Source organism: Solidesulfovibrio carbinoliphilus subsp. oakridgensis, assembly GCF_000177215.2.
GTDB lineage: Bacteria > Desulfobacterota > Desulfovibrionia > Desulfovibrionales > Desulfovibrionaceae > Solidesulfovibrio > Solidesulfovibrio carbinoliphilus.
On record NZ_CM001368.1, the window covers coordinates 650232 to 673340 of the forward strand.

Here is a 23109-nt window from a genome sequence, read left to right on the forward strand (position 1 = left end):
CGCCCGAAACGACCGGAAAAAGCATGCGTGGCTCGTTAAAAACTCTCCTGTATGTCCTCGCGGCGGCGGCCCTGGCCTATCCCTTGCTGCCGTTTCGCGACGTGTACGTCCTGCACGTCCTGGTCCTCATCATGGTCTACATGGTCCTGGCCATGGGATTGAACATTCTGCCGGGCTTCTGCGGCCTGCTCGATCTCGGGTTCGTGGGCTTTTACGGCATCGGGGCCTATACCGCCGGCCTGCTCACCATCCATTACAACATGTCGTTCTGGGTGATCGTGCCGCTTGCGGCCCTAAACGGCGCCTTTTTCGGGATCCTGCTCGGCGTTCCCACCCTGCGGCTGGTCGGGGACTATTTCGCCATCGTCACCTTCGGATTCTCCGAACTCGTGGTCCTCTTTCTGACCAACGAGATATGGCTGACCCGGGGGCCGCTCGGCGTTCCGGGCATCGCGCCGGTGTCCCTCGATGTCACCTGGCTGGCCACGCTCCTTGGCGTGGACGAGCGGTGGCGCTACGCCTTCCGGGGCGAGGTGCCGTACTACTACCTGGCCATGGCCATGGTGCTTCTGGTCTACATCGGCATGCGCCGGCTCGAGGATTCGCGCCTCGGCCGGGCCTGGCTGGCCATCCGCGAGGACCCCATGGCCGCCGCCTCGACCGGTGTCAACCTGCTCGCCTACAAGGTCATCGCCTTTGCCGTCTCGGCCGCCATCGGCGCCATGGCCGGCGCCTTTTTCGCCCGGTGGACGCTTTTCATTTCCCCGGACATGTTCAAGTTCTGGGAATCGTTTCTGGTCTTGTGCATGGTCGTCCTCGGCGGCCTTGGCAACATCAACGGGGCCCTGGTCGGCGCGGTCATCCTCATCGCCCTGGGCGAAATCCTGCGGGTGATCCTGCCCAAGCTCGGGCTGCCGGCCGAGACCCGTTTCCTGGCATACGGCCTCATCATGGTCCTGATCATGCGTTTCCGCCCGGGCGGCATCTTCACCCAGGTGGCCGAATCGACCATGCAAAGCGGACTGATAAAGGAACTGCGCGCGAAACTTGCCGCGCGGCGGACGGCGTAATATGGATGCGATCTTGAAAGTGGAAGGGGTCAGCAAACGCTTCGGCGGGCTCATGGCCCTGGCCGACGTTTCCTTCGAAGTGCCCAAGGGGTCGATCCTCGGGCTTATCGGCCCCAACGGCGCGGGCAAAACCACCATGTTCAACTGCGTGGCCGGCATCTACAAGCCGACCGAGGGCCGCATCGTCTTTGGCGAGGCCGGAAGGCAAAAAGACGTGGCCGGCAGCAAGCCCGAGCGCATGACCACGCTCGGCGTGGCCCGGACGTTTCAGAACATCCGGCTTTTCTCCTCGCTCACCGTGCTCGACAACGTCCGCATCGGCCGGCACTGCCGGACCGCGTCAAACTTCTTCGGTGCGGTGCTGCGGACCCGGTCGCAAAAGGCCGAAGAGCGGCGGATCCTCGATGCCGCCATGGAATGCCTGGACTTCGTGGGACTCGGGGAGCAGGCTCTGTCCCAGGCCGCGAGCCTCTCCTACGGCGACCAGCGCCGCCTGGAAATCGCCCGGGCCCTGGCCACCGAGCCCAAGCTGCTCCTGCTTGACGAACCGGCGGCCGGCATGAACCCCAAGGAGACCGAATCCCTGGTCGACCTCATCCACGCCATTTTGGCCCGTGACGTCACGGTGGTCCTCATCGAACATGACATGAAGCTCGTCATGCGCATCTGCGCCCGGCTGGTCGTTCTCGACCACGGGGTCAAAATAGCCGACGGTTCCCCCAAAGAGGTCCGGGCCAACCCGGACGTCATCGAGGCCTATCTCGGCAAGGGGGCGGCCCATGCTTGAGATCACGGACATCCACACCTATTACGGCAACATCCAGGCCCTTCGCGGCGTGTCGCTGCGCATCGGCGCGGGCGAGATCGTGACCTTGATCGGCGCCAACGGCGCGGGCAAGACCACGACCCTCATGAGCATCTCCGGCGTCACCCCGCCCAAGCGCGGCACGGTCTCGTTTCTCGGCCAGGACGTGACCCGGCTTTCCACCGAACGCATCGTGTCCCTTGGCATCACCCAGGTGCCCGAGGGCCGCATGATCTTTCCGCGCCTGACCGTGAAGGAAAACCTGCTCATGGGCGGGTACCTGCGCCGGGACAAGGCCGGCATCCGGGCCGACGAAGAAAAGGTCTACGGGCTTTTCCCGGTCCTTTTTGAACGCCGGACCCAGATGGGCGGCACGCTGTCCGGCGGCGAACAGCAGATGCTGGCCATCGGCCGGGCCCTGCTCGCCAGGCCCAAGCTTTTGCTGCTCGATGAGCCGTCGCTTGGCCTTGCGCCGTTGGTAGTTGAAAATATCTTTGAAATCATTAAGCAGATAAACGCGGATGGCGTCACGGTCCTTCTGGTCGAGCAAAACGCCCAGATGGCCCTGCACATCGCCCACCGCGCCTATGTCCTCGAAACCGGCCGGATCACCCTGGAAGGGGCGGCCCGCGACCTGCTAAACGACCCCAAGGTACGCTCCGCCTATCTTGGCCTGGACTAAGAAGCCCCCGAAGGAGAATCGAGACATGGAAAAAATCATCGAGACCGGGCTGACCTTCGATGACGTGCTGCTGTTGCCGAGCTACTCGGAGGTCCTCCCGGACGAAGCCGACGTCTCCTCGTGGCTGACCCCGGAGATCAAGCTCAATATACCCCTTGTCAGCGCGGCCATGGACACGGTCACCGAGTCCCGCATGGCCATCTCCCTGGCCCGCTGCGGCGGCGTGGGGGTGGTGCACAAGAACATGACCATCGCCGAACAGCGCCTCGAGGTCGAGAAGGTCAAGAAGTCCGAGTCCGGCATGATCATCTCGCCCATCACCGTGCCGCCCGAGATGACCGTGGAGCAGGCCCTGGTGGTCATGAGCGAGTACAGCATCTCGGGCCTGCCCGTGGTCGACGAGGGGACGCTCGTCGGCATCGTCACCAACCGCGACGTGCGTTTCGTCAAGGACTCCGTGACCAAGGTCAAGGACGTCATGACCAAGGAGAGCCTGGTGACCGTGCCGGTCGGCACCACCCTTGAAGAGGCCAAGCACCATCTGCACCAGAACCGGATCGAAAAGCTCCTGGTGGTCGACGAGAACAACAAGCTTCGGGGCCTGATCACCATCAAGGACATCGAGAAGATCCGCAAGTACCCCAATTCCTGCAAGGACAGCCATGGCCGGCTGCGGGTCGGCGCGGCCATCGGCGTCGGGGCCGACCGGGACGAGCGGGCGGCCAGCCTCCTTGAGGCCGGGGCCGACTTCCTGGTCCTCGACTCGGCTCACGGCCATTCCAGGAACATCCTGGAAGCCATTCAGGCCATCAAGGGGAACTTCCCCGACTGCCAGCTGATCGGCGGCAATGTCGGCACCTACGAAGGGGCCAAGGCGCTGATCGCCGCCGGGGCCGATGCGGTCAAGGTCGGCATCGGGCCGGGCTCGATCTGCACCACTCGCGTGGTGGCCGGCGTCGGCGTGCCCCAGGTCACGGCCATCATGGAAGCGGCCCGGGCCTGCCGCGAGGCCGGCAAACGGCTCATTGCCGACGGCGGGGTCAAGTTCTCGGGCGACATCGTCAAGGCCATCGCCGCCGGCGGCGACACGGTCATGATGGGCGGCCTTTTCGCCGGCACCGAGGAGAGCCCGGGCGAGACCGTGCTCTACCAGGGCCGCACGTACAAGATCTACCGCGGCATGGGCTCCATCGACGCCATGCGCGAAGGCAGTTCGGATCGCTATTTCCAGGAAAAATCCAAAAAGCTCGTGCCCGAGGGCATTGTCGGCCGGGTGCCGTTCAAGGGACCCGTCACCGAGAGCATCTACCAGCTCGTCGGCGGCCTGCGCTCCGGCATGGGCTACTGCGGCTGCGCCACCATCGGGGACCTGCAGCAAAAGACGAGGTTCGTGCGCATTTCCCCGGCCGGCCTTCGCGAAAGCCATGTCCACGATGTCATCATCACCAAGGAAGCCCCCAACTATCGCGTGGAGACCTACTGATATGTCCGCTCCCGACAAGGTCGTCATCCTGGACTTCGGGTCCCAGTACACCCAGCTCATCGCCCGCCGCGTGCGCGAGGCCGGGGTCTATTCGGAAATCCATCCCTGCACCGTCAACGCCGCCCAGGTGAGGGCCATGGCCCCCAAGGCGCTGATCCTCTCCGGCGGGCCGTCGAGCGTCACCGACGCCGATGCGCCGCCCTTTGATCCGGCCGTGTTCGACCTCGAACTCCCGATCCTTTGCATCTGCTACGGCATGCAGCTTCTGGCCCACACCCAGCCCGGGGGCACGGTCGCCGCGTCCACGGACCGGGAATACGGCCGGGCCGAACTGACCGTCCTGGCCGATGTGCCGCTGTTCGCCGGCCTGCCCGAAGCCGGAAGCCACACGGTCTGGATGTCCCACGGCGACAAGGTGACCGCGCCGCCGGCCGGCTTCGTGGTGGCCGCGCGCACGAAAAACGTGGACATCGCCGCCCTGGCCAATGTCGAGCGGCGCATCTACGCCCTGCAGTTCCACCCCGAGGTGGCCCATACCGAGGACGGCGAACGCATCCTCGGCAATTTCCTTTTCCGTATCGCCGGGTTGACTCCCGGGTGGACCATGGCGAGCTTCGTCGAGACGGAACTTGCCGCCCTCAAGGAAAAGGTTGGGGACGACGAAGTGGTCTGCGCCCTGTCCGGCGGCGTGGATTCCACCGTGGTCGCGGTCATGCTCCACAAGGCCATCGGCAAAAAGCTCCACTGCATCTTTGTGGACAACGGGCTTTTGCGCCTCGGCGAGGGCGAGGAGGTGGCCGCCTACCTGCGCGAGCACTTCGACCTCAACCTGCACTACATCAATGCGTCAAAGCTCTTTCTCGACCGTCTGGCCGGCGTGACCGACCCGGAGCAAAAGCGCAAGATCATCGGCACCTCCTTCATCGAGGTCTTCGAAGTCGAGGCGGCCAAGCTGCCCAAGGTCAAGTATCTGGCCCAGGGGACGCTCTATCCCGACGTCATCGAGTCGGTTTCCTTCAAGGGCCCGTCCGCCGTCATCAAAAGCCACCACAACGTCGGCGGCCTGCCCGATGTCATGAAGCTCGAACTCATCGAACCGTTGCGGGAGCTTTTCAAGGACGAGGTGCGCAAGGTCGCGGTGGAGCTTGGCATGCCGGACTTCATCATCTGGCGCCATCCCTTCCCCGGACCGGGCCTGGCCATCCGCATCATCGGAGAAGTGACTGAGGAACGGCTTGAGATTTTGCGTCGAACGGATAAGATCGTGCAGAGCGAACTTCTGGCCTCGGGCTGGTACCGCAAGGTCTGGCAGGGGTTCGCCGTGCTGTTGCCACTCAAGACCGTCGGGGTCATGGGCGACGGGCGCACTTACGAAAACGTGGCCGCCATCCGGGTGGTGGACAGCCTGGACGCCATGACGGCGGACTGGTCGCGCCTGCCCTCCGAAATCCTGGCCTCCATGTCGGGCCGCATCATCAACGAAGTCAAAGGCGTCAACCGGGTGGTGTTCGACATCTCCTCCAAGCCGCCAAGCACCATCGAGTGGGAATAACCGCCGTCATCCGCAACCCGGCCGGCGCATGCTGGCGAAAAAGAGCAAGCCTATGTTTGGCATTGGTTCCACAGAGCTTCTGATCATCCTGGTGGTGGCCCTGATCGTCATCGGCCCCTCCAAGCTGCCCGATCTCATGCGGACGCTTGGCAAGGGCATGGCGGAATTTCGGCGCATGAGCAGCGACGTGAAGTCCACGTTCGAGGCCGAGGTGGACCGGGCCGACCGGGAAAACCGGCAAGCCGAGGCCAGGAAGGAATTGTATCCCGAACAGGCCGCGGCGGCCCAGTCGGCCGCTTCGGTCGAAACGGTCGCCGCCCCCTCGGGCGCGGCCCCGGCCGTCAAGCCGGCCGCTCCGGCCCAGCCGGCCGGCGCGCCGGAACATGCCGGCAACACGGCCGAGGCCTCTTCGGCCAAGGCGGACCCGGCGGCCAAAACCCACGCCACTCCGGCCGACGCGGCCAAGGCCGTGGCCAGCAAGCAGGACGAGGCCAACGAGGCCGCTCCCGGCAAGGAGGCCCCGACCGCCTAGGCGGACGGGGAACGCCATGACCGAACGCTTTGGCACGTATTCCCGCGAGACAGGGGAAACCCGGGTGGCCGTTGAGATCGCCCTTGACGGCGCGGGCACGGCGGCGGTGGACACCGGCTTCGGGTTTGCCGACCACATGCTCAATCTCCTGGCCTTCTGGGCCGCCTTCGACCTCAAGCTGACCTGCCGGGGCGACATGGAGGTCGATGCCCACCATTCCCTGGAGGACGCGGCCATCTGCCTGGGCGAGGCCTTTCGCCAGGCCCTGGGCGACCGGGCCGGCATCGCCCGGGTCGGCATGGCCAAGGTGCCCATGGACGAGGCCCTGTGCGAGGTGGTGGTGGACCTTTCGGGACGCCCGTATCTCGTGTACAGGGAAAACGTGTTGCCGCCGGTGATCGCCGGCGAGGAAAAGGACCTGTGGCGGGAGTTTTTCAAGTCCTTTGCCGTTTCCGCCCGCATGAACCTTCACATCCATTACGAATACGGCCAAAATGGCCATCATCTGGTGGAAGCGGCCTTCAAGGCGCTGGGATTGGCCCTGCGTCGTGCCGTGGCCGCCTACGGATCGGGCAGGGTGCCGAGCACCAAAGGGAGCCTGGATTGATGCGAACCAAATCACTGACCGCTCTTCTCATCACGCTGCTGGCCGCTGTCATCCTGACCACGGGCTGCGCCCGGCGTCACGCCCCGGCCGCCAAGGCCTCTGCCCCGGGCGACGCCGCCACCTCGGCCGTGGCTTTCCTCGGCAAGACCTTTGCCGTGGCGCCGTTCACCAATCCGGCCACGGACGCGGACCTGCTTTCCGGCTACCTGCCGTCCTCGCGGTCCGTGCCCGAGGTCGTGGTCGTCCACCTCGACGCCGCCCTGGCCGAGGATGTGGCCGGATCCAGGCAGACCATCGCGCCTGCGAAGATGACGGCCGAATGCGCCCGCACGGCTGCCCGGGGCGACGAATCCGGACGGCTGGCCACCATGCGCTACTGGCAGAACGTGGGCAAATGCGCCGGCGCCGACTTCGTGGTCGTGCCCATGGTCCTCAACTGGCGTGAGCGCGACGGGTCGGAGATCGGGGCCACCAAGCCGGCCAGCGTCGATCTGACGCTCACCCTCGTGGACGTGCGCACGGGCGGCATCGTCAAGCATTACCACTTTGACGAGACCCAGCAGTCCCTGTCCTCCAACATCCTGGAGGCCCAGAAGTTCGTGTCCCGCAATGGCCGATGGGTGACCGCCATGGAACTGGCCCAGGAAGGCCTGCGCCAGGGGCTCAAGGAGCTTGGGCTGTGATCCTATTCCCGGCGGTCGATATCAAGGACGGCCAGTGCGTGCGCCTGAGGCAAGGCTTGGCCGACGAGGTGACGGTCTTCTCGCCCGATCCCGTGGCCATGGCCCGGCACTGGGCTGATCTCGGGGCGTTGTGGCTCCATCTGGTGGACCTGGACGGGGCCTTTAGCGGCAAGCCGAAAAACTTCGACCTGATCCGGCGCATCTGTGCCGGAGTGTCCGTGCCGGTGCAGCTCGGCGGCGGCATCCGCGACGCGGCCACCGCGGCCGCCTACCTCGATGCCGGGGTCAGGCGGCTTATCATCGGCACCATGGCCCTGGCCGATCCCGACGCCTTTGCCACGGTCTGCGCCGCCCATCCGGGCCGCGTCGGCGTGTCCCTGGACGCCGTGGACGGCCGGCTCAAGGTCAAGGGCTGGGTCGAGGACGCGGGCCTTGGCGTCGAGGACGTGCTGCCGCGGCTCAAGGACCAGGGCGCGGCCTTTGTCGTCTACACCGACATCAGCCGCGACGGCATGCAGTCCGGCGTCAACAAGGAGGCGCTTGCGCGTCTGCTCACCCTGACGGACCTGCCGGTCATCGTGGCCGGCGGCGTAGCCACCTTGGAGGACGTCAAGGCGCTTTATCCGTATTCCAAAAAAGGGCTGCAGGGCGTGATCACCGGCCGGGCCATCTATGCCGGGACCCTCGATTTCGGCGATGCCATGGCCTATATCGCCAGCCAGTCCGAGGAGGTCGCATGAAAACCGTGGAAGTCGGCGGCATGCACTGCCCAAAGTGCGTCGCGTCCGTGACCAAGGCCCTGTCCGAAGTGCCGGGCCTCTCCAACGTGTCCGTGAGCCTGGAAAAGGGACTGGCCACCTTCGAGGGCGACGCGTCCGAGGATGCCATCAAGACGGCCATTGACCGGATCGGTTTTGTCCCGGGCCAGGTAAAGTAGCCCGTGAACTTTTTTTCAGACTGCACCCGGCCGCCGCGCTCTGCGCGGCGGCCGGGTTTCTTTTGGCCGGACCGCTCGGCGGGGTGGGGCGGGGCTGGAGAAGGGGGAGGACGCATCGCTGCGGATTCCGCTGGTGTGGCCCGGTCGGCTGCCGGTTGGGCCGCGCGGGGCCTGGGCCTCATGGTTCTCTTTCTGGTTCTCGGCTGGCCGGCCGGGCTTTTGGCCGCCTTGGAGCGGGTTACGGTCGTGCGCGTCCTCGACGGCGATACCTGCGTGCTCGCCGACGGCCGCCGGCTGCGTCTGGCCGGCATCGACGCACCGGAAATGGCCCATTCCGGGACCCCGGCCCAGTACTACGCCGTGGAAGCCACCTCGCGCCTGGCCCGGCTGACCCTGGGCCAGCCCCTGGGCCTGGCGCTGGTAGGGGAGGGGACCGATCGTTACGGCCGAACCCTCGGGTCCCTGATCCGGCCGGACGGGACCTCGGTTGCCGAACGGATGCTCGGCGAGGGGGCGGCCTATGTCTTCTGGTACCGCGACCTGCCGCGTTCCCTTGTGGAGCGGTATCTGGGGATCCAGCGCCGGGCCATGGCCGCCGGCGCCGGTTTCTGGCCGCGCATCCTGGCCCTGCCGGCTCCGGGCGGGGCGTATGTCGGCAACACCGCCTCGCATCGATTCCATGCCCCGGGCTGCCCGGACGCCGGCCGGATCGGCCCCCGCAACCGGGTGGTGTTGCCGACGCTTGGCGAGGCCTTTGGCCGGGGCTACACCCCGGCCCGGGACTGCACGCCCTGGCCGTCGGATCGGGATGCGGGTCCGGGCAAGGGCTGGAATCGGAAATGGCCTTGACGCGACGGCATTTTTGGACCATCCATTTTGCCGCGAGAGTCCTAGACCCGACACCGTCCCGGGAGGCGGACGTCCCCTGCGGGACGGGCATGTCGGGTGAAAAAACCACCTGGAGGCCGCATGTTTTTTCCGAGCCTGGCGCACGCCATGGGCGCCGCCCCTGCCGGCGGCGATGCGGGGGGCAATCCCATCACCGCTTTTTTGCCGCTGATTTTGATGTTCGCCATCTTTTATTTTCTTCTGATCCGCCCCCAGCAGAAAAAGGCCAAGCAGCACCGCGAATACCTGGCCGGCCTCAAGCGCGGGGACTCTATCCTGTCCGGCGGCGGCATCTACGGCCGGATCATGGAAGTCCATGGCGACCGGCTGACGGTGGAGATCGCCAAGGACCTGACCATCGAGATCAACCGCAGTTATGTCTCCGGTCCGGCCGATCCCCAGGCTATGGCTGCCAAGACTGAAACCAAGACGAAAGACAAGTCCAAGGACAAGGAATAACTCCTTCGGGCGGCAATCGGCCCGACCGACGGCAAAGGGCTGCCCGTGGGCAGTCCCTTTGTTTTTTCGCATTGCCCCCGAAGCGCAAGCCTCCCAAGGAGAGCCTCGCCCATGTCTGGAAATCTGCGCTGGCGACTGGTCTGCATAAGCCTTGTGGCTTTTCTGGGCCTCATCTACATGCTGCCGTCCGTGGGGTCGGTCAAACAGACCTTTCTCGGCAAGTTCCTGCCGGACGATGTCATCAATCTCGGCCTTGACCTCAAGGGCGGCATCCACCTCACCCTGGGGGTGGACGTGGACAAGGCGTTGGCCAATTCCCTGGCCCAGATGGGCCGCGACATAAGGGATCAGGCCAAGGAGGAAGGCATCGTCCTCCAGCGCCCGGAATCCACGGCCGACGGCCGGCAGCTGACCTTTATCCTCAATACGCCGGACAAGCGCCAGGAACTCGACGACCTCCTTTCGCGCCATTTCCAGGTGCTTGTGGTGGACGGCGTCGAGAGCGCCGCGGACGGCAAGTACGTCTACAAGCTGTCGTTTAGCCCGCGCTACAAGGCCGACCAGGCCCGCATGACCGTTGATCAGGCCGTCAAGACCATCCGCAACCGCATCGACGAATTCGGCGTGGCCGAGCCCGATATCCGCAAGCAGGCCGACAACCGCATCCAGATCCAGCTGCCGGGCCTGCACGACCCGGAGCGGGCCATCAAGCTCATCGGCAAGACCGCCCACCTGGAGTTCAAGGTCGTGGACGACAACGCCGACCTGGACAAGGCGCAAAAGGGCCTTGTGCCGCCCGGGGAGGAACTTTCCGTCCTGCGCCACCGCAACCCCGACGGCTCGTACCTCGAACGGCCCATCGTGCTGCGGTCCGAGGCGGTCATGACCGGCGAGAACATCGCCGACGCCCGGGCCGGCTTCGACAACACCAATCAGGCCTATGTCGGCCTGTCCTTCACCCCGAGCGGAGCCCGCCAGTTCGAGCGGGTGACCGGCGAAAACGTGAAAAAGCGCCTGGCCATCGTTCTGGACGGCAAGGTCTATTCCGCGCCGACCATCCAGGAGAAGATCAGCGGCGGCCGGGCCAGTATCACCGGCCGGTTCTCGACCGAAGAGGCCCGCGACCTGGCCATCGTGCTGCGGGCCGGAGCCCTGCCCGCGCCGGTCACCATCCTGGAGCAACGCAGCGTCGGTCCTTCCCTGGGGCAGGAGTCCATCGAAAAAGGCGTGTATTCGGCCGTGGTCGGCGGCGTCCTCGTCGTGGCCTTCATGATCCTCTACTACGGCGTGGCCGGAGCCGTGGCCGACATGGCGCTTGTTTTCAACCTCATGCTCATCATGGCCGGCCTGGCCGGATTCGGGGCCACCCTGACCCTGCCCGGCATCGCGGGCATCATCCTGACCATCGGCATGGCCGTGGACGCCAACGTCATCATCTTCGAGCGCATCCGCGAGGAAGTTCGCCGGGGACTGACCGCCCGATCGGCCGTGGATACGGGCTACAGCCGGGCCACCCTGACCATCCTCGACGCCAACGTGACCACGGTCATCGCGGCCGCCGTCCTCTACCAATTCGGCACGGGGCCCATCCGGGGATTCGCCGTGACCCTCATTCTCGGCATCGTGGCCTCCATGTTCACGGCCATCTTTTTCACCCGATTCCTGTTCGACCTCTGGCTGTCCAAGCGGCCGGTGGACGCCGGCATCCATATCTGATCGATCCGTCCCCGATCCGACACGGCCCCCGCAAGGGGGCCTTCTTTTTTCCGGTTTGACCGGTTCCCCGGACGGCTTTACACTGCTTTCGCGCCCACCACCCGTTGCGAGGTCTGTTCGTGTCGATGCTCTCCCTTCCCTGCTTCTGCCCCGTCCGCGCCGCGTGGCGCCCGTTGCCGGATCGGCGGCCCGCGCCGGGCCCTGGTCAGGGGCCGGGATGTTTTTTCGTTCTTTCCGATCAGGCTGTGAGGCCCTTGATCCGGACGGGGCTTACCCTCACGATGGTCCTGCTCCTGGCTTTGGCCCTGGCGGGCCGGGCCGTGGCGGGAGGCAAGCCTTTCAGCGTGGAAGACATGCTGCGCGTGGCCATGGTGGCGGACGTGCGGCTCGGGCCCGACGGCAGGCGCGTGGCCTTTACCGTCACCCGGGCCGCACCGGAAATCCGGGACGGGGACCTGTATTCCCGCATTTATCTGGCCGAGCCGGGCAAGGCCGGCCCACGGCCCGTCACCCCGGAAACCGCGCAGTGCGAAAAACCCAGCTTCTCCCCGGACGGAACGCGGCTTGCTTATCTCCAGCAGGGTGACGACACCACCGAGGCTGTCCTGCAAAATCTGGCCACCGGCCAGACCCGGCGCCTGAGCCGGGGACAGGGGGACGTTCTCGATCTGGCCTTCGCCCCGGACGGGAAATCCCTGGCCATGACGATCGTGGCCGAGAGCAAGGGGGCGGCCAGTCGCAACAACGACGATGCGGACGTGGAAGTCCTGGACGCTGCAAGCGGTGCGGCCGGCCTGTTCCTGCTGCCCCTGGTCGGGCACGGAGGCCCGCGTGGCCTGGTCACGGACCGTGACGTGGGCAATTTCGTCTTTTCGCCGGACGGCGGCCGCATCGCCTTCGAAACAACGGCCCCGGACGGGCCGCCACGGGGGCGGCGCGTCACGTCCGCTTCCGGCGCGCCCGCTCCGGGGGACGCGGCCAACACCGACATCGCCCTGGTGGATGTGAAAACAGGCGCCGTCACTTCCCTGGCCGACACCGACGGCTCCGAGGGGAGCCCGCGTTTTTCGCCGGACGGCAAATCGGTCGCCTATGTCTCCATGGCCGCGCCGGGCTTTTATTTCAGCGCCGCCCGGGTCATGGTCGTGCCCGCCGCTGGCGGCGCGCCGCGCGCCCTGTCCGAAACGCCGGACGCCCGTCCCGAACTGCTCGGCTGGTCGGCCGGCGGCGAAGCGGTCTACGTCCGCGAGGCCCAGGGCACCTGCGCCGTCATCTGGGCCCTGCCCGTGGACGGCGGGCCGCCGCGCCTGGTCTCGGACACACCCCATGTGGTGGCCTCGGCCACCCTGTCCCCGGCCGGGGACGCCTTTGGACTGGTCCTGGCTGACAGCTCCTTGCCCCCCGAGGCCTACGTGACCCCGGCCGACCGGTTCGCCCCCCGGGCCGTGTCGTCGGTCAACAAGGAGTTTGCGGGCTATCGTCTGGGCAGGACCGAAGTGGTGCGATGGCAGTCCACGGACGGGACCACCGTCGAGGGACTCTACACGCATCCCATCGCGCCGGCGTCCACGCCGCCCCCGCTCCTGGTGGAGCTCCATGGCGGGCCGGCGCTGGTGGCCGACCGGCAGTACCTGGGGGCCCTCAACTACTATCCCCTGGCCGTTTTTTCCGAGCGCGGCTATGCCCTGTTCCAGCCCAATGTCCGGGGGTCGGACGGCTACGGTCCGGCCTTTCGGCGGGCCAATGTCGGGGACTGGGGGGGAGCCGACTTCGCGGACCTGCAAAGCGGCCTCGACGCCCTGGTGGCGCGAAAGCTGGCCGATCCGGAGCGGCTTGGCGTCATGGGCTGGAGCTACGGCGGCTACCTGGCCGCCTGGGCCATCGGCCACACCGGCCGGTTCAAGGCGGCCTCGGTCGGGGCCGGCATCACCAACCTGGTCAGCCAGTGCGGCAGCATGGACCTGCCGGACTTCATTCCGCTCTATTTCGGCGGCGAGGCGTACGAGCGGTTCGAGGCCCTCTTTGACCGTTCGCCCCTCAAATACGCCGCCGCCATCAAGACGCCGACCCTGTTCCAGCACGGCGTGGCCGATGAACGCGTGCCGTTCACCCAGTCCCTCGAACTCTACACGGCCCTCTCCCGCCTCGGCGTCCCGACCCGGCTGGCCGCCTATCCCCGGAGCGGCCATGACGTGACCGAGCCGGCCCTTATCCGAGACCTCATGGTCCGAAACCTGGACTGGTTCGCCCGCTATGTGCCGGCTGCGCCGGGAGCGGTGGTCACGGGCATGGAGCAGCCTGCCGGCGACGGATCCTCCGCTGCCGGGCTCTCGGGCGGACCGCCTCCCGCCGACGGGGCGCAGCCGTCGGGATCGTAAGCTCGGGGCCCTGTCCCAACCGTCTTCCCTGCGAGCGGCGCGAGGACCGCGCCCTGTCCGTTCGCCCAAGGAAAATCCATGCACATCTATGCCGATGCCGACGCGCTGCCGAACCCGATCAAGGAAATACTGTTTCGCGCGGCCATGCGCCTGCGCCTCGGCCTGACCCTGGTGGCCAACAAGACCCTGCAAGTCCCGCGTTCGGACTACATCGCCGCCATCCGGGTGGGGCAGGGCTTCGACGTGGTGGACGCGGCCATCGTGGAACGCGTCAGCCCCGGCGACCTGGTCGTCACGGCCGACATACCGCTTGCCGCCCTGGTCATTGAAAAAGACGCCCATGCCCTGAATCCCCGGGGCGAGCTCTACACCAAGGACAACATCCAGGGCCGCCTGGCCATGCGCAACCTGCTCTACGAGCTGCGAAGCGGCGGGGTGACGACCGGCGGCCCGCCGCCCCTTTCCAACCGCGACCGGGAGGCCTTCGCCAACCAGCTCGACATCTTTCTGACCCGGCACGCCGCAGGGGCAGACGGCTCAAGCTGCTGATACGGCTGCCATCCGGATTGGGCGGATTCCTGTCTCCCCCTCTTTGGGCGGACGCCGCAGGGCTGTGGAGGGGAATGATCTGCACAGATTTCGCCGACCGCCGTTGGAAACGCCAAGGCGCACGGCCGGGGCCGGTGAGAGCGGCCCGGGGCGGGATGGGGAGGTCAGGGCTTTTGAGTGAAGGAAACGGCAGCAGGCCCGGCGCCGTGGCCGGGGGAGTGGGGCGGGAAAAGAAAGGATGGAAAAAACGGGACGCCACGGTCTGACCGTGGCGTCCCGGGGACAGCTATTCGGCGGTCGTTTCCTCGGTCTCGGGGGTCGGCTCCGGAGCGATGTGGTCGCTCCAGTAGATGAGCCGCTGGCAGTTGGGGCAGGAAAGGATCTGAACGCCCTTTTGCAGTTCGATGAACGACTGGGGCGGGATGGAGATGTGGCAGCCCGAGCAGATGCCGGCGTTGACCGGCACGATGACCGGGTTTTTGAGGCGCGAGCGGATGAACTCGTAGCGCTGCAGGATGGGCTTGGGTACGGCCTGGCCGGCTTCGGCCCGACGGGCCTCAAGCTCTGTCAGCCGGGCCTTGGCCACGGCGATGCGCTCGTCCAGGCTCTGGCGGGCGGCGGCCAGCTCGACGCCCAGTCCACCGGACCGCTCGTCAATGGTCTTGAGTTCCAGGTTCTGGCGGGCCAGTTCTTCGGCCACGGTGATCTTCTCTTCTTCCCGGCCGCGGTTCTGCTTTTCCAGGTTGTCCATCTCACGCATCATGGCGTGGTATTCCTTGGTGTTGCCCACCATCATCATCTTGCTCTTGCTCTTTTTGAGGCGCACGGAGTCCGTCTCGATCTCCGATTCCAGACGCTTTTGCTGGTCGGTCAGATACTTGAGCTTGTCGCGGACGATCTCCGCGCTCTCTTCTATTTCCTGGCGGCGTTTTTCGAGCTCGGAAATCTGCAGGGGAGCCCGTTTGAGTTCGTCCTGGAGGATGACGATCTCGTCGTCCACCTTCTGCAAGACCACCAGCTGTTCGATCTGCTTTAAATACATGACGTGTTCTCCGCGTGTTTATTCGGTCCGGGAAGGGGACGGCCCATCCGGAAAATGCGCCGAAAACGGATCGTTTCCGGAAAAATACCGTACAAAAGGACCGGCATCGCCAAAGGTGGCGGCCAGGTCGGCAGCAAAGCGCCGCATCATGGCTTCCTCCAGGGCAAAATGCCCGACATCGAGGACGAGCCGGCCGCGGGGCACGGCCAGGGCCTGGTGGTACTTGAGATCCCCGGTCAGGTAGATGTCGGCTCCGGCGGCAAAGGCGCGTCCGGCCATGTCCGCCCCGGAACCGGGGCAGTAGGCCAGGACAGCCACCTGTTTGGGCACGTCTCCGGCCAGGGTGAAAAAGGATCGGGACAGGAGGCCGGCCAGCCGTTTTTCCAGTTCCGGGAAGGGCTGCGGGCTCGGCAGTTCGCCGACAAGGCCATAGCCGTAGGGCGTCGCCGGAGACAGGACTTCGTCCAGGGAGACAAGGGTCGCCTCCGGGCAGGCAGCGGCCAGGGTCTGTTCCACGAGGCCCCTCGCGCCGGGGGAAAACACGGCTTCGAACACGTCCGGGCCAAGGGCCAGGGCCGTGACACCGGGCAGGGCGGCCAGGGCGGCCCGGCCGGCTGCGGCACTGCCGCTGGCCTGCCAGCGGGCCTGCAGGTGGGGGACCGTGCCCGCCGGTTCCAGGATGCGGCGGTTGGACAACTCCAGGGCCTCGGCCAGCCAGCCCGCCGGGCCGTCGGTCACCACGTCCAGGGAGGTATGGGCGGCGTAGAGCCAGGCCCCGCGGCCGAGAACGGCGGCCAGGACCCGATGGTAATCGTCCACGCGGTCCGGTAGGCGGGGCGAAAGGGTCAGGGGATGGTGCGTGAGGATGCACTGGGCCCCCCAGTCGAGGGCGGCTTCGATCGTGTCCGGCAGCGGATCGAGGGCCACGGCCAGCCGGTCGCAGGCGGCCAGGGTGCCGGCGATCTGCACCCCGGACCGATCCCAGCTCGCGGCGCGCCTGGGATCGGCGGTGCGCTCCACGGCCGCGATCAGTTCCCGTATCTGCATGGCGCAATGAAAAAGGCGCTTCGCACGGCCGCAGGGGCAAAAAAGCGCCTTGGTGGTATTTCCCGGATCGCCCGGCGGGCGAAAAAGGCTGGGGCGGGACGTTTCGCTGGCTTGGCCATGTATCCTTCGTGGTGGCGTGGTGGCGGGTGGCGTGGTGGGCCCACCAGGATTCGAACCTGGGACCTGCCGGTTATGAGCCGGTGGCTCTACCAACTGAGCTATGGGCCCATGCCGCACTGCGAACTGGCATTGATAGGACAGCGCGCAGTCCCGTGTCAAGAGGCGGCGGCCAGTGGCCATGCGGCAAAGGCCTGCCCAAAGGGCCCGGGGGAAGCAGGCGTGTGCGGTCGCCTCGAAACGATTCCATTGTCGGCGCCGTGTGGGAGATCACATGGCTGCCCCTGAAAGGAGGACATCAGGCCCCGGCCGCACTCCGGCGCTCCTTGACGTGGGCAATGGCCGCCCGGCCGGCTTTGGCGCCCTCGCCAACGGCCACGCTGATCTGCAGGAAGTGGCCCACGCAGTCCCCGGCAGCGAACACGCCCGGCACATTGGTCTTCTGCTCGTGGTCGGCCTCGAGGAACGCCCCCCGGGAGGTGACGCCGAGCGTCTTGGCGAAATCCAGGGCCGAAGCCTGTCCCATGGCCACGAACAGGCCGTCGGCCGGAAGCGTCGTACCGTCGGCCAGTACCGCTCCGGTCAGGGCCGGTTGTCCGGCGAGGCTGACGATCTTGGCCGTGGAGACCGCAATGCCGGCGGCCGACAGTTTTTCGGCAAATCCGGGGTCGATTTCCGACGCCTTGCCCTGGGTGTGGACGGTGATGTCGGTGGTGAAATTGGTCAGCTCCAGGGCCTGGTTGGCGGCGTAATTGCCTTCGCCGACCACGATGACCTTGCGGCCCCGGAAAAAAAAACCGTCGCAGCTGACGCAATAGGAAACACCCTTGCCTTCGTACGCCTCGATATTGGCGATGCCGGGTCGCACCCGGGTCACGCCCGCGGCGATGATCACGGCCTCGGCCTCGTATTCCTCCTGGTCGGTCTTGGCCGCAAACGAGCCGTCCTCGGCCATGTGCACGGAGAGCACCCGCTGGCAGGCGAGCTTGGCGCCGAACCGCTCGGCCTGGCGCACGCCCCGCTTGATCAGTTCACGACCCGAGATGGTCTCGGGGAAGCCGAAGTAGTTGTCGATGTCGTAGTCGCCGGCGATTTTGGGCTCACAGCCGGCGACCACGGTGGTCATACCGGCCCGGGCCGTGTAGATAGCGGCGGACAGGCCGGCCGGGCCGGCGCCGATGATCAGGCACTGGGTGCGTTGCATGGGAAAAAACCTCCGGGAGCGGAGCCGGGGCAATGGGCGTCCCGGCGTGGGAACAGTATAAACCGAAAGCCCTCGCCTGGACAAGCGAGGGCAGCTCTGGTGAGATGCGCATGCAACGTCGCCGCGACGTTGTCTTCATGCCCCGGCTGGGTTAGGGTTTCGGAATTTCCCCGAGGAAAGCGGCGGAGAAAGGGGGGGGGGCCCGTATGGACCTAAACGGCGGAGAAGGGCCTGCAAACGCCTTGGAGCGCCTTGAGACGCTCTACGAAATGGCCCCGGTCATGCTCCATTCCATCGACGCCACGGGCAGGCTGCTCACGGTCAACGCCCGATGGCTGGAAACCCTCGGCTATGCGGCTCCGGACGTCATCGGCCGGTATCTGGGCGATTTTTTCACGCCGGCCTCGCGCACCGAGTTCCAGGCCGCGTTGCCGCGTTTTCTCCAGGCCGGAGCCCTGACCGCCATGCCGTTCCAGATGGCGGCCAAGGACGGCCGGGTGCTCGACGTCCTGTTGTCCTCGGTCGGGGAGTTCGACCCGGCCGGCCGATTCATCAGATCCCTGGCGGCCATCGAAGACATCACCGCCCGCCGCCGGGCCGAGCGGGTCCTGGCCAAAAGCGAGGAACTTTTCCGCATGGCCTTCGAGGGGGCCAACGAAGGGCTGTGCATCGTCTCGCTGGAAGGGCGGCTCTTGCTGGTCAACGAGGCCCTGTGCCGTTTTTTCGGCTGCCAGGCCGATAATCTCGTCGGCAAGACCATCCAGGAGCTGGCCCATCAGGACGACAAGGGGATAACCCCACACCATATCGTCCGGGCCCTGTCCGGGGGGCAGGAGCATTTCCGGTTCGAAAAACGCTACCGCCATGCCTCGGGCCGGGCCGTCTGGGCCCGGGTCTCAGCCAGGCTTGTGCGGGATGCCGCCGACGCGCCCCTCCACTTCATCTGCCACGTCCTCGACGTGACCGAAACGCGCCACAGCACGGAACAGCTTTCCCTGCACAGCAAGACCCTGGAAGCCCTGCTGCGCCTCGGCCGGATGCGGGAGGACGGGTTGCCCGAGCTTGGCGCCTACGCCATGTCCCGGGCGGTCGTCCTGACCGGCAGCCGTTCCGGGATTTTCGCCATGTACGATGCGGACAAGGATACGATCCGGCTGCTGGCCGCCCAACGGCAGGCCCTGTCCGCCTTCGGCCTGTCCCCGGACGCCCGCTGCTTCGGCCTGCGCGAGGTGGAGCTTTTTGCCAGGGCCTGGCAATCGCAGCACCCCGTTTTGGCCAATACGACAAGGGTGGACGAGGGTTCCCGGGACGACGGTCGGCCAGGGGCTCCCCGGGGGCGGTATCTCATTGTGCCGGTGGCCGACGAGGCCAAATCCCGACTGCTCGTGGCCGTGGTCGACAAGGATGAGCCCTACGACGACGCCGATGTCCACCGGTTGTCGCTGCTTGGCGAAGGGGTGCTGGCCCACGTCAAGGAACGCAGCCGCGAACGCGATCTGGAGCGGGCCAGACGCCAGGCCGAGGCGGCCAGTCGGGCCAAAAGCGATTTTCTGGCCAATATGAGCCACGAAATCCGCACGCCGCTTTCCGGCATCATCGGCCTGACCCAGATGACGCTCAGCCAGACGCCGCGTCCCGAAGTCCGGGAAAACCTGGAGATGATCCTCGACTCCTCCCGGTCGCTCCTTGGCATCGTCAACGATATTCTGGATTTTTCCAAGATCGAAGCCGGCAAGATGGAGTTTTCCTCTGTGGATTTCGATCTGCGCGAGGCCCTGGACCGGACCATGAAGCCCTTCCAGTTTTCCTCCCGCCAAAAAGGGCTCAAGCTTTCGGTGCGGATCGCTTCGGATGTGCCCGAAGTCCTCAATGGCGATCCCGACCGGATCATGCAGGTGGTGCGCAATCTGGTCGGCAATGCGCTCAAGTTCACGGACCAGGGCGAGGTGGCTGTGGAGTTTCGGCTGCTGCGGCCGGGCGATCCTTTGCTCGTCGAGTGTTCGGTGCGCGACACCGGCATCGGCATCCCCGAAGACCGGCTGCCGGACCTGTTCCAGGTCTTCACCCAGCTTGAAGCCTCGCGGACCAAGCGGTTCGGCGGCACGGGTCTGGGGCTTGCCATCAGCCGCCGGCTGGTGGAGATGATGGGCGGCACCATCGGTGTGGAGAGCCGGTCGAATCATGGCAGCACCTTCTCCTTTACCGTGTCGCTGCGGCCGGCCCGGGAAGAGCAGCGGGACGAGGCCCGGGTCGAAACGGCTGTCCTGGCCGGCGGGTTTGCGGGGCTGCGGGTGCTCCTGGCCGAGGATAACCAGGTCAACAGGCTGTTTTTGAAACATTTTTTGGTCGAGGCTGGTTGCGAAGTGCGGCTTGCCGGTTCAGGAGGCGAAGCCTTGGCGCTTTTGGCCCAGGGGCCGGCGGACCTGGTGCTCATGGACATCCAGATGCCGGAAATGGACGGCACCGAGGCCACCCGCCGCATCCGCGACGGCGAGGTCGGGGAGGCGGCCCGGCGGCTTCCGGTGGTGGCGTTGACGGCCTACAGCATGAAGGGTGACCGGGAACGCTTTCTGTCCGCCGGGCTCGACGATTACGTGTCCAAGCCCGTGGATGTGGATGAGCTTTTCATGGTCATGCGCCGGGTGTTGGATCGGCCGGGCGTGGCCGAGGAGACGAACAGGCCGGTCCGGTCGTCCTTGCCCATGGACATGGCCTATTATCGGGATCGGGGAAAAACCGCGTTTGCCCGTGAAATCTCCCGCATGTTCCTGGATGAGAGCCCGGCCGTGGCCGCCAACCTCGATCGGGCGGTGCGCGAGGAGAATTGGGAGGCGGTCGGGGATGCCGCCCACACCCTGCTTGGCATGGCCGTTCCCTTGCGGGCCCGGGGCCTGACCGAGGATGCGAGACGGCTCCAGGAAGCGGGCCTGGCCGGCGACGCCACGGGCTGCCGGGAAGCCTGCCGCCGGGTCCGGGGCGAACTGGACCGGGTCCAGTCCGCCATCCGCGACCTGCTGCGGGGCAACGAAGGCGCCTAGTGTCGCGTTCTCGAAATCCGTGCATACGAATTTCGAAAACAACATATTTGAATAATTATTTTTTTCTAAAAAATATTAACATATTTTTTAGCGAACGCCACTAGCCGGCCATATCCATGAAAAAGGCGGCCCCGGCGTCGCCGCCGCCGGCCAGGCGTCGGCCGTCGGCCGACCAGGCCAGACAGGTGATCCGGTGGTTCTTGAGGGCCAGAAGCGGCGCCGCAGCCCGGCGGTCGGCGCTGCCGAGGAAGATGATGCCGCCGTCGAACCCGCCGGCCACCAGCGCCAGGGCCGGGTGGGCGGCCACGGCCCCGAGCAGGCCGTGCTCGAACTGGCCGAAGACCAGCGCCTCGCGGGCGGCGGGATCGGTGGCCGCGTCCACGGGCCAGCCCACAAAAGCCTGTTCCCCCCCTGTCCACAGCGTATTGCCGTCGCCGGCGAACGACAGGCTGCGCACCTTGGACGGATACCCCTCCAGCAGATAGCCGGCCGCCTGGTCCAGGTCATAGACCCGTACGCTCTTGTCCTGGGTGGCGCAGGCCATTTTCCCGCCGTCCGGGGAAAAGGCGAGGGTCAGGTTGGAGCCAGGGCCGTCGAAGACGTTGCCCCGGCCGTCCGGGCGCGGCGGGGCGTACACGGTCACCCCGTCGTAGTGGGTGGCGGCCAGGGCCCGGCCGTCGGGGCTGGCGGCCAGACCGCCGATGGTGCTCGGCAGTTCGGGCAGAACGTGGGGAGCGAGCGACTCGCTGTCAAAAAGGATGACCCGTTTGCCGCAGGCCGCGGCCAGGACGCGCCCATCGGCGCTGGCGGCCACGTGCTCGATCCACTGTCCGGGCTCGGCACAGAGCTCCCGCACCACGCCGGCGGGGCCGGTCAGGACCACTCGTCCGTCGTCGCCGCCGCTGACAAAGCCGGCCGGCGTGCCGACCAGGCACAGGGCCGCGCCGGCATGGGCCTTGGCCAGGGTCGTCTCGCCGGTGGCCGGGGTGAAAAGGGCGACCGTGCCGCTGCCAAGGGCCAGGGCCAGGGTTTCGCCGTCGGGACTGAAGGCGCAGGCCGAGACATGGGCACCGAAGTCGGCCTGCGAAAGTCCGGGCAGTTCCGCATCCGGAGTAAAAACGCTCATGACTGTTCCTCCCCGGCCGCGCATCCGGCGAGGCCTTTTTCAAGCATTGCACGATCGAGTCCCCGGCCGATGAAGACGGCCCGGCTCGTCCGTTCCTCGTTCTCTTTCCAGGGCGTGCCCCAGGCGGTTTCCAGGTACATGTGCACGCCCTGGAAGATGAAGCGCTGTTTGGTGCCGGCCACGTCCATGATGCCCTTGGACCGGTAGATGTCCTGCCCGTGCTCTTGCAGAAGCGTGGAGAGGAAGTCGCCGAGCTTCTCCGGATCAAGCGGACCGGCGACGGTGAAGCTCAGGCTCCGGATGCCGTGGTCGTGCTCGTGGGGCTCCTGTCCGCCAAACCCCGGATGGGCAAAAAGCAGGCGGTTGATGTCAAAGGCCTGGCGGTCGAGAATTCTGGCAAGCGGCAGGTCGCAACGCACGGCCGGGATGATCTCGGCCGTGGCGTTGAGGCGTTTGACCGTGGCGGTGATGTCGTCAAGGACGTCCTGGCCGACCAGATCGGTCTTGTTCACGATGACAAGGTCGGCGTACACGACCTGTTCCAGGGCCTGCCTGTTTTCGGCGGCGTGCCCCCGGAAATGGACCGCATCCACGACAGTGGTGACCGTGTCCAGGTGGAAGGCGTCGCGGGTGTCCTCATCCATGGCGAAGGTCTGGATGATGGCGGCCGGATCGGCCAGGCCCGTGGTTTCGAGGAGCACGCCGTCAAAGGCGCCCCGCCGCCTGGCCAAACCGCCGAGGACCCGGATCAGGTCGCCGCGCACGGAGCAGCACACGCAGCCGTTGTTCATGAGGAAGATTTCCTCGTCCGAGGAGACGATCAGTTCGTTGTCGATGCCGATTTCGCCGAATTCGTTGACGATGACGGCGAATTTGCGGCCGTGGTCCTCGGAGAGGACGCGGTTTAAGAGGGTCGTTTTGCCGGCTCCCAGAAAGCCGGTCAGGACGGTGACGGGAATGGAATGCATTGGCTGTCCCCCAGGGGTTCGGTAAGGCAGGGGAGGTAGCACCAAACAAAGCAAAGGACCAGACCGGATGCGGCCTGCCTGGGAGGGGCAAGCGCCTGGAAAGGCATGCCTGACGGAATGGGCTTGTTTCCCGGGAGGGAGGCGTGAGCGATCCATCCCGATGCGACGGCCACGGTCCGACGTGAAGGAGCAATGAAAAAGGGAGGCCCCGTGGACCCCCCGATTG

Annotated in this window: 21 protein-coding genes and 1 tRNA gene; 16 read left to right on the forward strand and 6 right to left on the reverse strand. The window is 66.3% G+C overall.

The window, feature by feature from the left end:
* Window positions 1–23 precede the first annotated feature (23 nt).
* From DFW101_RS02810 to DFW101_RS02880, 15 genes are all read left to right on the forward strand, one after another.
* Window positions 24–1070 (forward strand): branched-chain amino acid ABC transporter permease, encoded by a 1047-nt coding sequence (locus DFW101_RS02810; RefSeq protein ID WP_009180018.1) that lies wholly within the window; start codon window positions 24–26, stop codon window positions 1068–1070.
* 1 nt (window position 1071) lies between these two features.
* Window positions 1072–1857 (forward strand): ABC transporter ATP-binding protein, encoded by a 786-nt coding sequence (locus tag DFW101_RS02815; RefSeq protein WP_009180019.1) that lies wholly within the window; start codon window positions 1072–1074, stop codon window positions 1855–1857.
* Entirely contained in the window at window positions 1850–2557 is a 708-nt protein-coding gene (locus DFW101_RS02820) for an ABC transporter ATP-binding protein (protein ID WP_009180020.1), read from the forward strand. Before DFW101_RS02815 ends, DFW101_RS02820 begins: the two co-directional genes overlap by 8 nt.
* Window positions 2558–2582: 25 nt before the next feature.
* Window positions 2583–4040 (forward strand): IMP dehydrogenase, encoded by a 1458-nt coding sequence (guaB, locus tag DFW101_RS02825; RefSeq protein ID WP_009180021.1) that lies wholly within the window; start codon window positions 2583–2585, stop codon window positions 4038–4040.
* A 1-nt stretch (window position 4041) separates the two neighbouring features.
* Window positions 4042–5592 carry a glutamine-hydrolyzing GMP synthase gene (gene guaA, locus DFW101_RS02830; RefSeq protein WP_009180022.1) on the forward strand — a complete coding sequence of 517 codons (1551 nt, stop codon included), beginning with the start codon at window positions 4042–4044 and terminating at the stop codon, window positions 5590–5592.
* A gap of 52 nt (window positions 5593–5644) precedes the next feature.
* On the forward strand, window positions 5645–6124 hold the full coding sequence (gene tatB, locus DFW101_RS02835; protein WP_009180023.1) for a Sec-independent protein translocase protein TatB: 480 nt from the start codon (window positions 5645–5647) through the stop codon (window positions 6122–6124).
* Between the two features lie 16 nt (window positions 6125–6140).
* A complete protein-coding gene (gene hisB / locus DFW101_RS02840; protein ID WP_009180024.1) occupies window positions 6141–6731 on the forward strand; it encodes an imidazoleglycerol-phosphate dehydratase HisB in 591 nt (196 codons plus the stop codon).
* Window positions 6731–7414, forward strand: a complete 684-nt coding sequence (locus DFW101_RS02845; RefSeq protein ID WP_009180025.1) for a hypothetical protein — start codon at window positions 6731–6733, stop codon at window positions 7412–7414. The genes hisB and DFW101_RS02845 overlap by 1 nt, the downstream gene beginning before the upstream one ends.
* The gene (gene hisA / locus DFW101_RS02850) at window positions 7411–8154 is read left to right on the forward strand and encodes a 1-(5-phosphoribosyl)-5-[(5-phosphoribosylamino)methylideneamino]imidazole-4-carboxamide isomerase (RefSeq protein ID WP_009180026.1); all 744 of its coding nucleotides are present in this window, start codon (window positions 7411–7413) and stop codon (window positions 8152–8154) included. Before DFW101_RS02845 ends, hisA begins: the two co-directional genes overlap by 4 nt.
* Complete coding sequence (locus DFW101_RS02855) at window positions 8151–8351, forward strand: heavy-metal-associated domain-containing protein (RefSeq protein WP_009180027.1); 201 nt, start codon at window positions 8151–8153, stop codon at window positions 8349–8351. The genes hisA and DFW101_RS02855 overlap by 4 nt, the downstream gene beginning before the upstream one ends.
* Before the next feature lie 180 nt (window positions 8352–8531).
* The gene (locus tag DFW101_RS02860; RefSeq protein WP_009180028.1) at window positions 8532–9200 is read left to right on the forward strand and encodes a thermonuclease family protein; all 669 of its coding nucleotides are present in this window, start codon (window positions 8532–8534) and stop codon (window positions 9198–9200) included.
* A 120-nt stretch (window positions 9201–9320) separates the two neighbouring features.
* The gene (gene yajC, locus DFW101_RS02865) at window positions 9321–9698 is read left to right on the forward strand and encodes a preprotein translocase subunit YajC (RefSeq protein WP_009180029.1); all 378 of its coding nucleotides are present in this window, start codon (window positions 9321–9323) and stop codon (window positions 9696–9698) included.
* Window positions 9699–9809: 111 nt separating this feature from the next.
* Window positions 9810–11414, forward strand: coding sequence for a protein translocase subunit SecD (gene secD, locus DFW101_RS02870; RefSeq protein ID WP_009180030.1), 1605 nt, complete (start codon window positions 9810–9812; stop codon window positions 11412–11414).
* 245 nt (window positions 11415–11659) lie between these two features.
* A complete protein-coding gene (locus DFW101_RS02875) occupies window positions 11660–13792 on the forward strand; it encodes a S9 family peptidase (protein ID WP_232286133.1) in 2133 nt (710 codons plus the stop codon).
* A 78-nt stretch (window positions 13793–13870) separates the two neighbouring features.
* The gene (locus DFW101_RS02880; protein ID WP_009180032.1) at window positions 13871–14341 is read left to right on the forward strand and encodes a YaiI/YqxD family protein; all 471 of its coding nucleotides are present in this window, start codon (window positions 13871–13873) and stop codon (window positions 14339–14341) included.
* A 286-nt stretch (window positions 14342–14627) separates the two neighbouring features.
* Here DFW101_RS02880 and DFW101_RS02885 read toward each other — a convergent pair whose 3' ends face one another.
* The 4 genes from DFW101_RS02885 to DFW101_RS02900 all read right to left on the reverse strand — a co-directional run bounded on the left by DFW101_RS02885 (window position 14628) and on the right by DFW101_RS02900 (window position 17751).
* Window positions 14628–15383 carry a zinc ribbon domain-containing protein gene (locus tag DFW101_RS02885; RefSeq protein ID WP_009180033.1) on the reverse strand — a complete coding sequence of 252 codons (756 nt, stop codon included), beginning with the start codon at window positions 15381–15383 and terminating at the stop codon, window positions 14628–14630.
* A gap of 18 nt (window positions 15384–15401) precedes the next feature.
* The gene (locus DFW101_RS02890) at window positions 15402–16430 is read right to left on the reverse strand and encodes a Nif3-like dinuclear metal center hexameric protein (RefSeq protein ID WP_009180034.1); all 1029 of its coding nucleotides are present in this window, start codon (window positions 16428–16430) and stop codon (window positions 15402–15404) included.
* Between the two features lie 152 nt (window positions 16431–16582).
* A tRNA-Ile gene (locus DFW101_RS02895) sits at window positions 16583–16658 on the reverse strand.
* 187 nt (window positions 16659–16845) lie between these two features.
* Entirely contained in the window at window positions 16846–17751 is a 906-nt protein-coding gene (locus tag DFW101_RS02900) for an NAD(P)/FAD-dependent oxidoreductase (protein WP_009180035.1), read from the reverse strand.
* 242 nt (window positions 17752–17993) lie between these two features.
* Between DFW101_RS02900 and DFW101_RS02905 the strand changes: the two genes are divergently transcribed.
* Window positions 17994–20789 carry a PAS domain S-box protein gene (locus DFW101_RS02905; protein ID WP_232286134.1) on the forward strand — a complete coding sequence of 932 codons (2796 nt, stop codon included), beginning with the start codon at window positions 17994–17996 and terminating at the stop codon, window positions 20787–20789.
* A gap of 100 nt (window positions 20790–20889) precedes the next feature.
* Here DFW101_RS02905 and DFW101_RS02910 read toward each other — a convergent pair whose 3' ends face one another.
* Both DFW101_RS02910 and DFW101_RS02915 read right to left on the reverse strand, forming a co-directional pair.
* Window positions 20890–21915 (reverse strand): WD40 repeat domain-containing protein, encoded by a 1026-nt coding sequence (locus DFW101_RS02910; RefSeq protein ID WP_009180037.1) that lies wholly within the window; start codon window positions 21913–21915, stop codon window positions 20890–20892.
* A complete protein-coding gene (locus tag DFW101_RS02915; protein WP_009180038.1) occupies window positions 21912–22883 on the reverse strand; it encodes a CobW family GTP-binding protein in 972 nt (323 codons plus the stop codon). The genes DFW101_RS02910 and DFW101_RS02915 overlap by 4 nt, the downstream gene beginning before the upstream one ends.
* Between the last annotated feature and the right edge of the window lie 226 nt (window positions 22884–23109).

What these genes read in the sequence shown, in the direction of transcription:
- DFW101_RS02810 (WP_009180018.1), top strand. Translation starts at nt 24, where the DNA reads ATGCGTGGCTCGTTAAAAACTCTCCTGTATGTCCTCGCGGCGGCGGCC.
- DFW101_RS02815 (WP_009180019.1), top strand. Translation starts at nt 1,072, where the DNA reads ATGGATGCGATCTTGAAAGTGGAAGGGGTCAGCAAACGCTTCGGCGGG.
- DFW101_RS02820 (WP_009180020.1), top strand. Translation starts at nt 1,850, where the DNA reads ATGCTTGAGATCACGGACATCCACACCTATTACGGCAACATCCAGGCC.
- guaB (WP_009180021.1), top strand. Translation starts at nt 2,583, where the DNA reads ATGGAAAAAATCATCGAGACCGGGCTGACCTTCGATGACGTGCTGCTG.
- guaA (WP_009180022.1), top strand. Translation starts at nt 4,042, where the DNA reads ATGTCCGCTCCCGACAAGGTCGTCATCCTGGACTTCGGGTCCCAGTAC.
- tatB (WP_009180023.1), top strand. Translation starts at nt 5,645, where the DNA reads ATGTTTGGCATTGGTTCCACAGAGCTTCTGATCATCCTGGTGGTGGCC.
- hisB (WP_009180024.1), top strand. Translation starts at nt 6,141, where the DNA reads ATGACCGAACGCTTTGGCACGTATTCCCGCGAGACAGGGGAAACCCGG.
- DFW101_RS02845 (WP_009180025.1), top strand. Translation starts at nt 6,731, where the DNA reads ATGCGAACCAAATCACTGACCGCTCTTCTCATCACGCTGCTGGCCGCT.
- DFW101_RS02855 (WP_009180027.1), top strand. Translation starts at nt 8,151, where the DNA reads ATGAAAACCGTGGAAGTCGGCGGCATGCACTGCCCAAAGTGCGTCGCG.
- DFW101_RS02860 (WP_009180028.1), top strand. Translation starts at nt 8,532, where the DNA reads ATGGTTCTCTTTCTGGTTCTCGGCTGGCCGGCCGGGCTTTTGGCCGCC.
- yajC (WP_009180029.1), top strand. Translation starts at nt 9,321, where the DNA reads ATGTTTTTTCCGAGCCTGGCGCACGCCATGGGCGCCGCCCCTGCCGGC.
- secD (WP_009180030.1), top strand. Translation starts at nt 9,810, where the DNA reads ATGTCTGGAAATCTGCGCTGGCGACTGGTCTGCATAAGCCTTGTGGCT.
- DFW101_RS02880 (WP_009180032.1), top strand. Translation starts at nt 13,871, where the DNA reads ATGCACATCTATGCCGATGCCGACGCGCTGCCGAACCCGATCAAGGAA.
- DFW101_RS02885 (WP_009180033.1), bottom strand. Translation starts at nt 15,383, where the DNA reads ATGTATTTAAAGCAGATCGAACAGCTGGTGGTCTTGCAGAAGGTGGAC.
- DFW101_RS02890 (WP_009180034.1), bottom strand. Translation starts at nt 16,430, where the DNA reads ATGCAGATACGGGAACTGATCGCGGCCGTGGAGCGCACCGCCGATCCC.
- DFW101_RS02900 (WP_009180035.1), bottom strand. Translation starts at nt 17,751, where the DNA reads ATGCAACGCACCCAGTGCCTGATCATCGGCGCCGGCCCGGCCGGCCTG.
- DFW101_RS02910 (WP_009180037.1), bottom strand. Translation starts at nt 21,915, where the DNA reads ATGAGCGTTTTTACTCCGGATGCGGAACTGCCCGGACTTTCGCAGGCC.
- DFW101_RS02915 (WP_009180038.1), bottom strand. Translation starts at nt 22,883, where the DNA reads ATGCATTCCATTCCCGTCACCGTCCTGACCGGCTTTCTGGGAGCCGGC.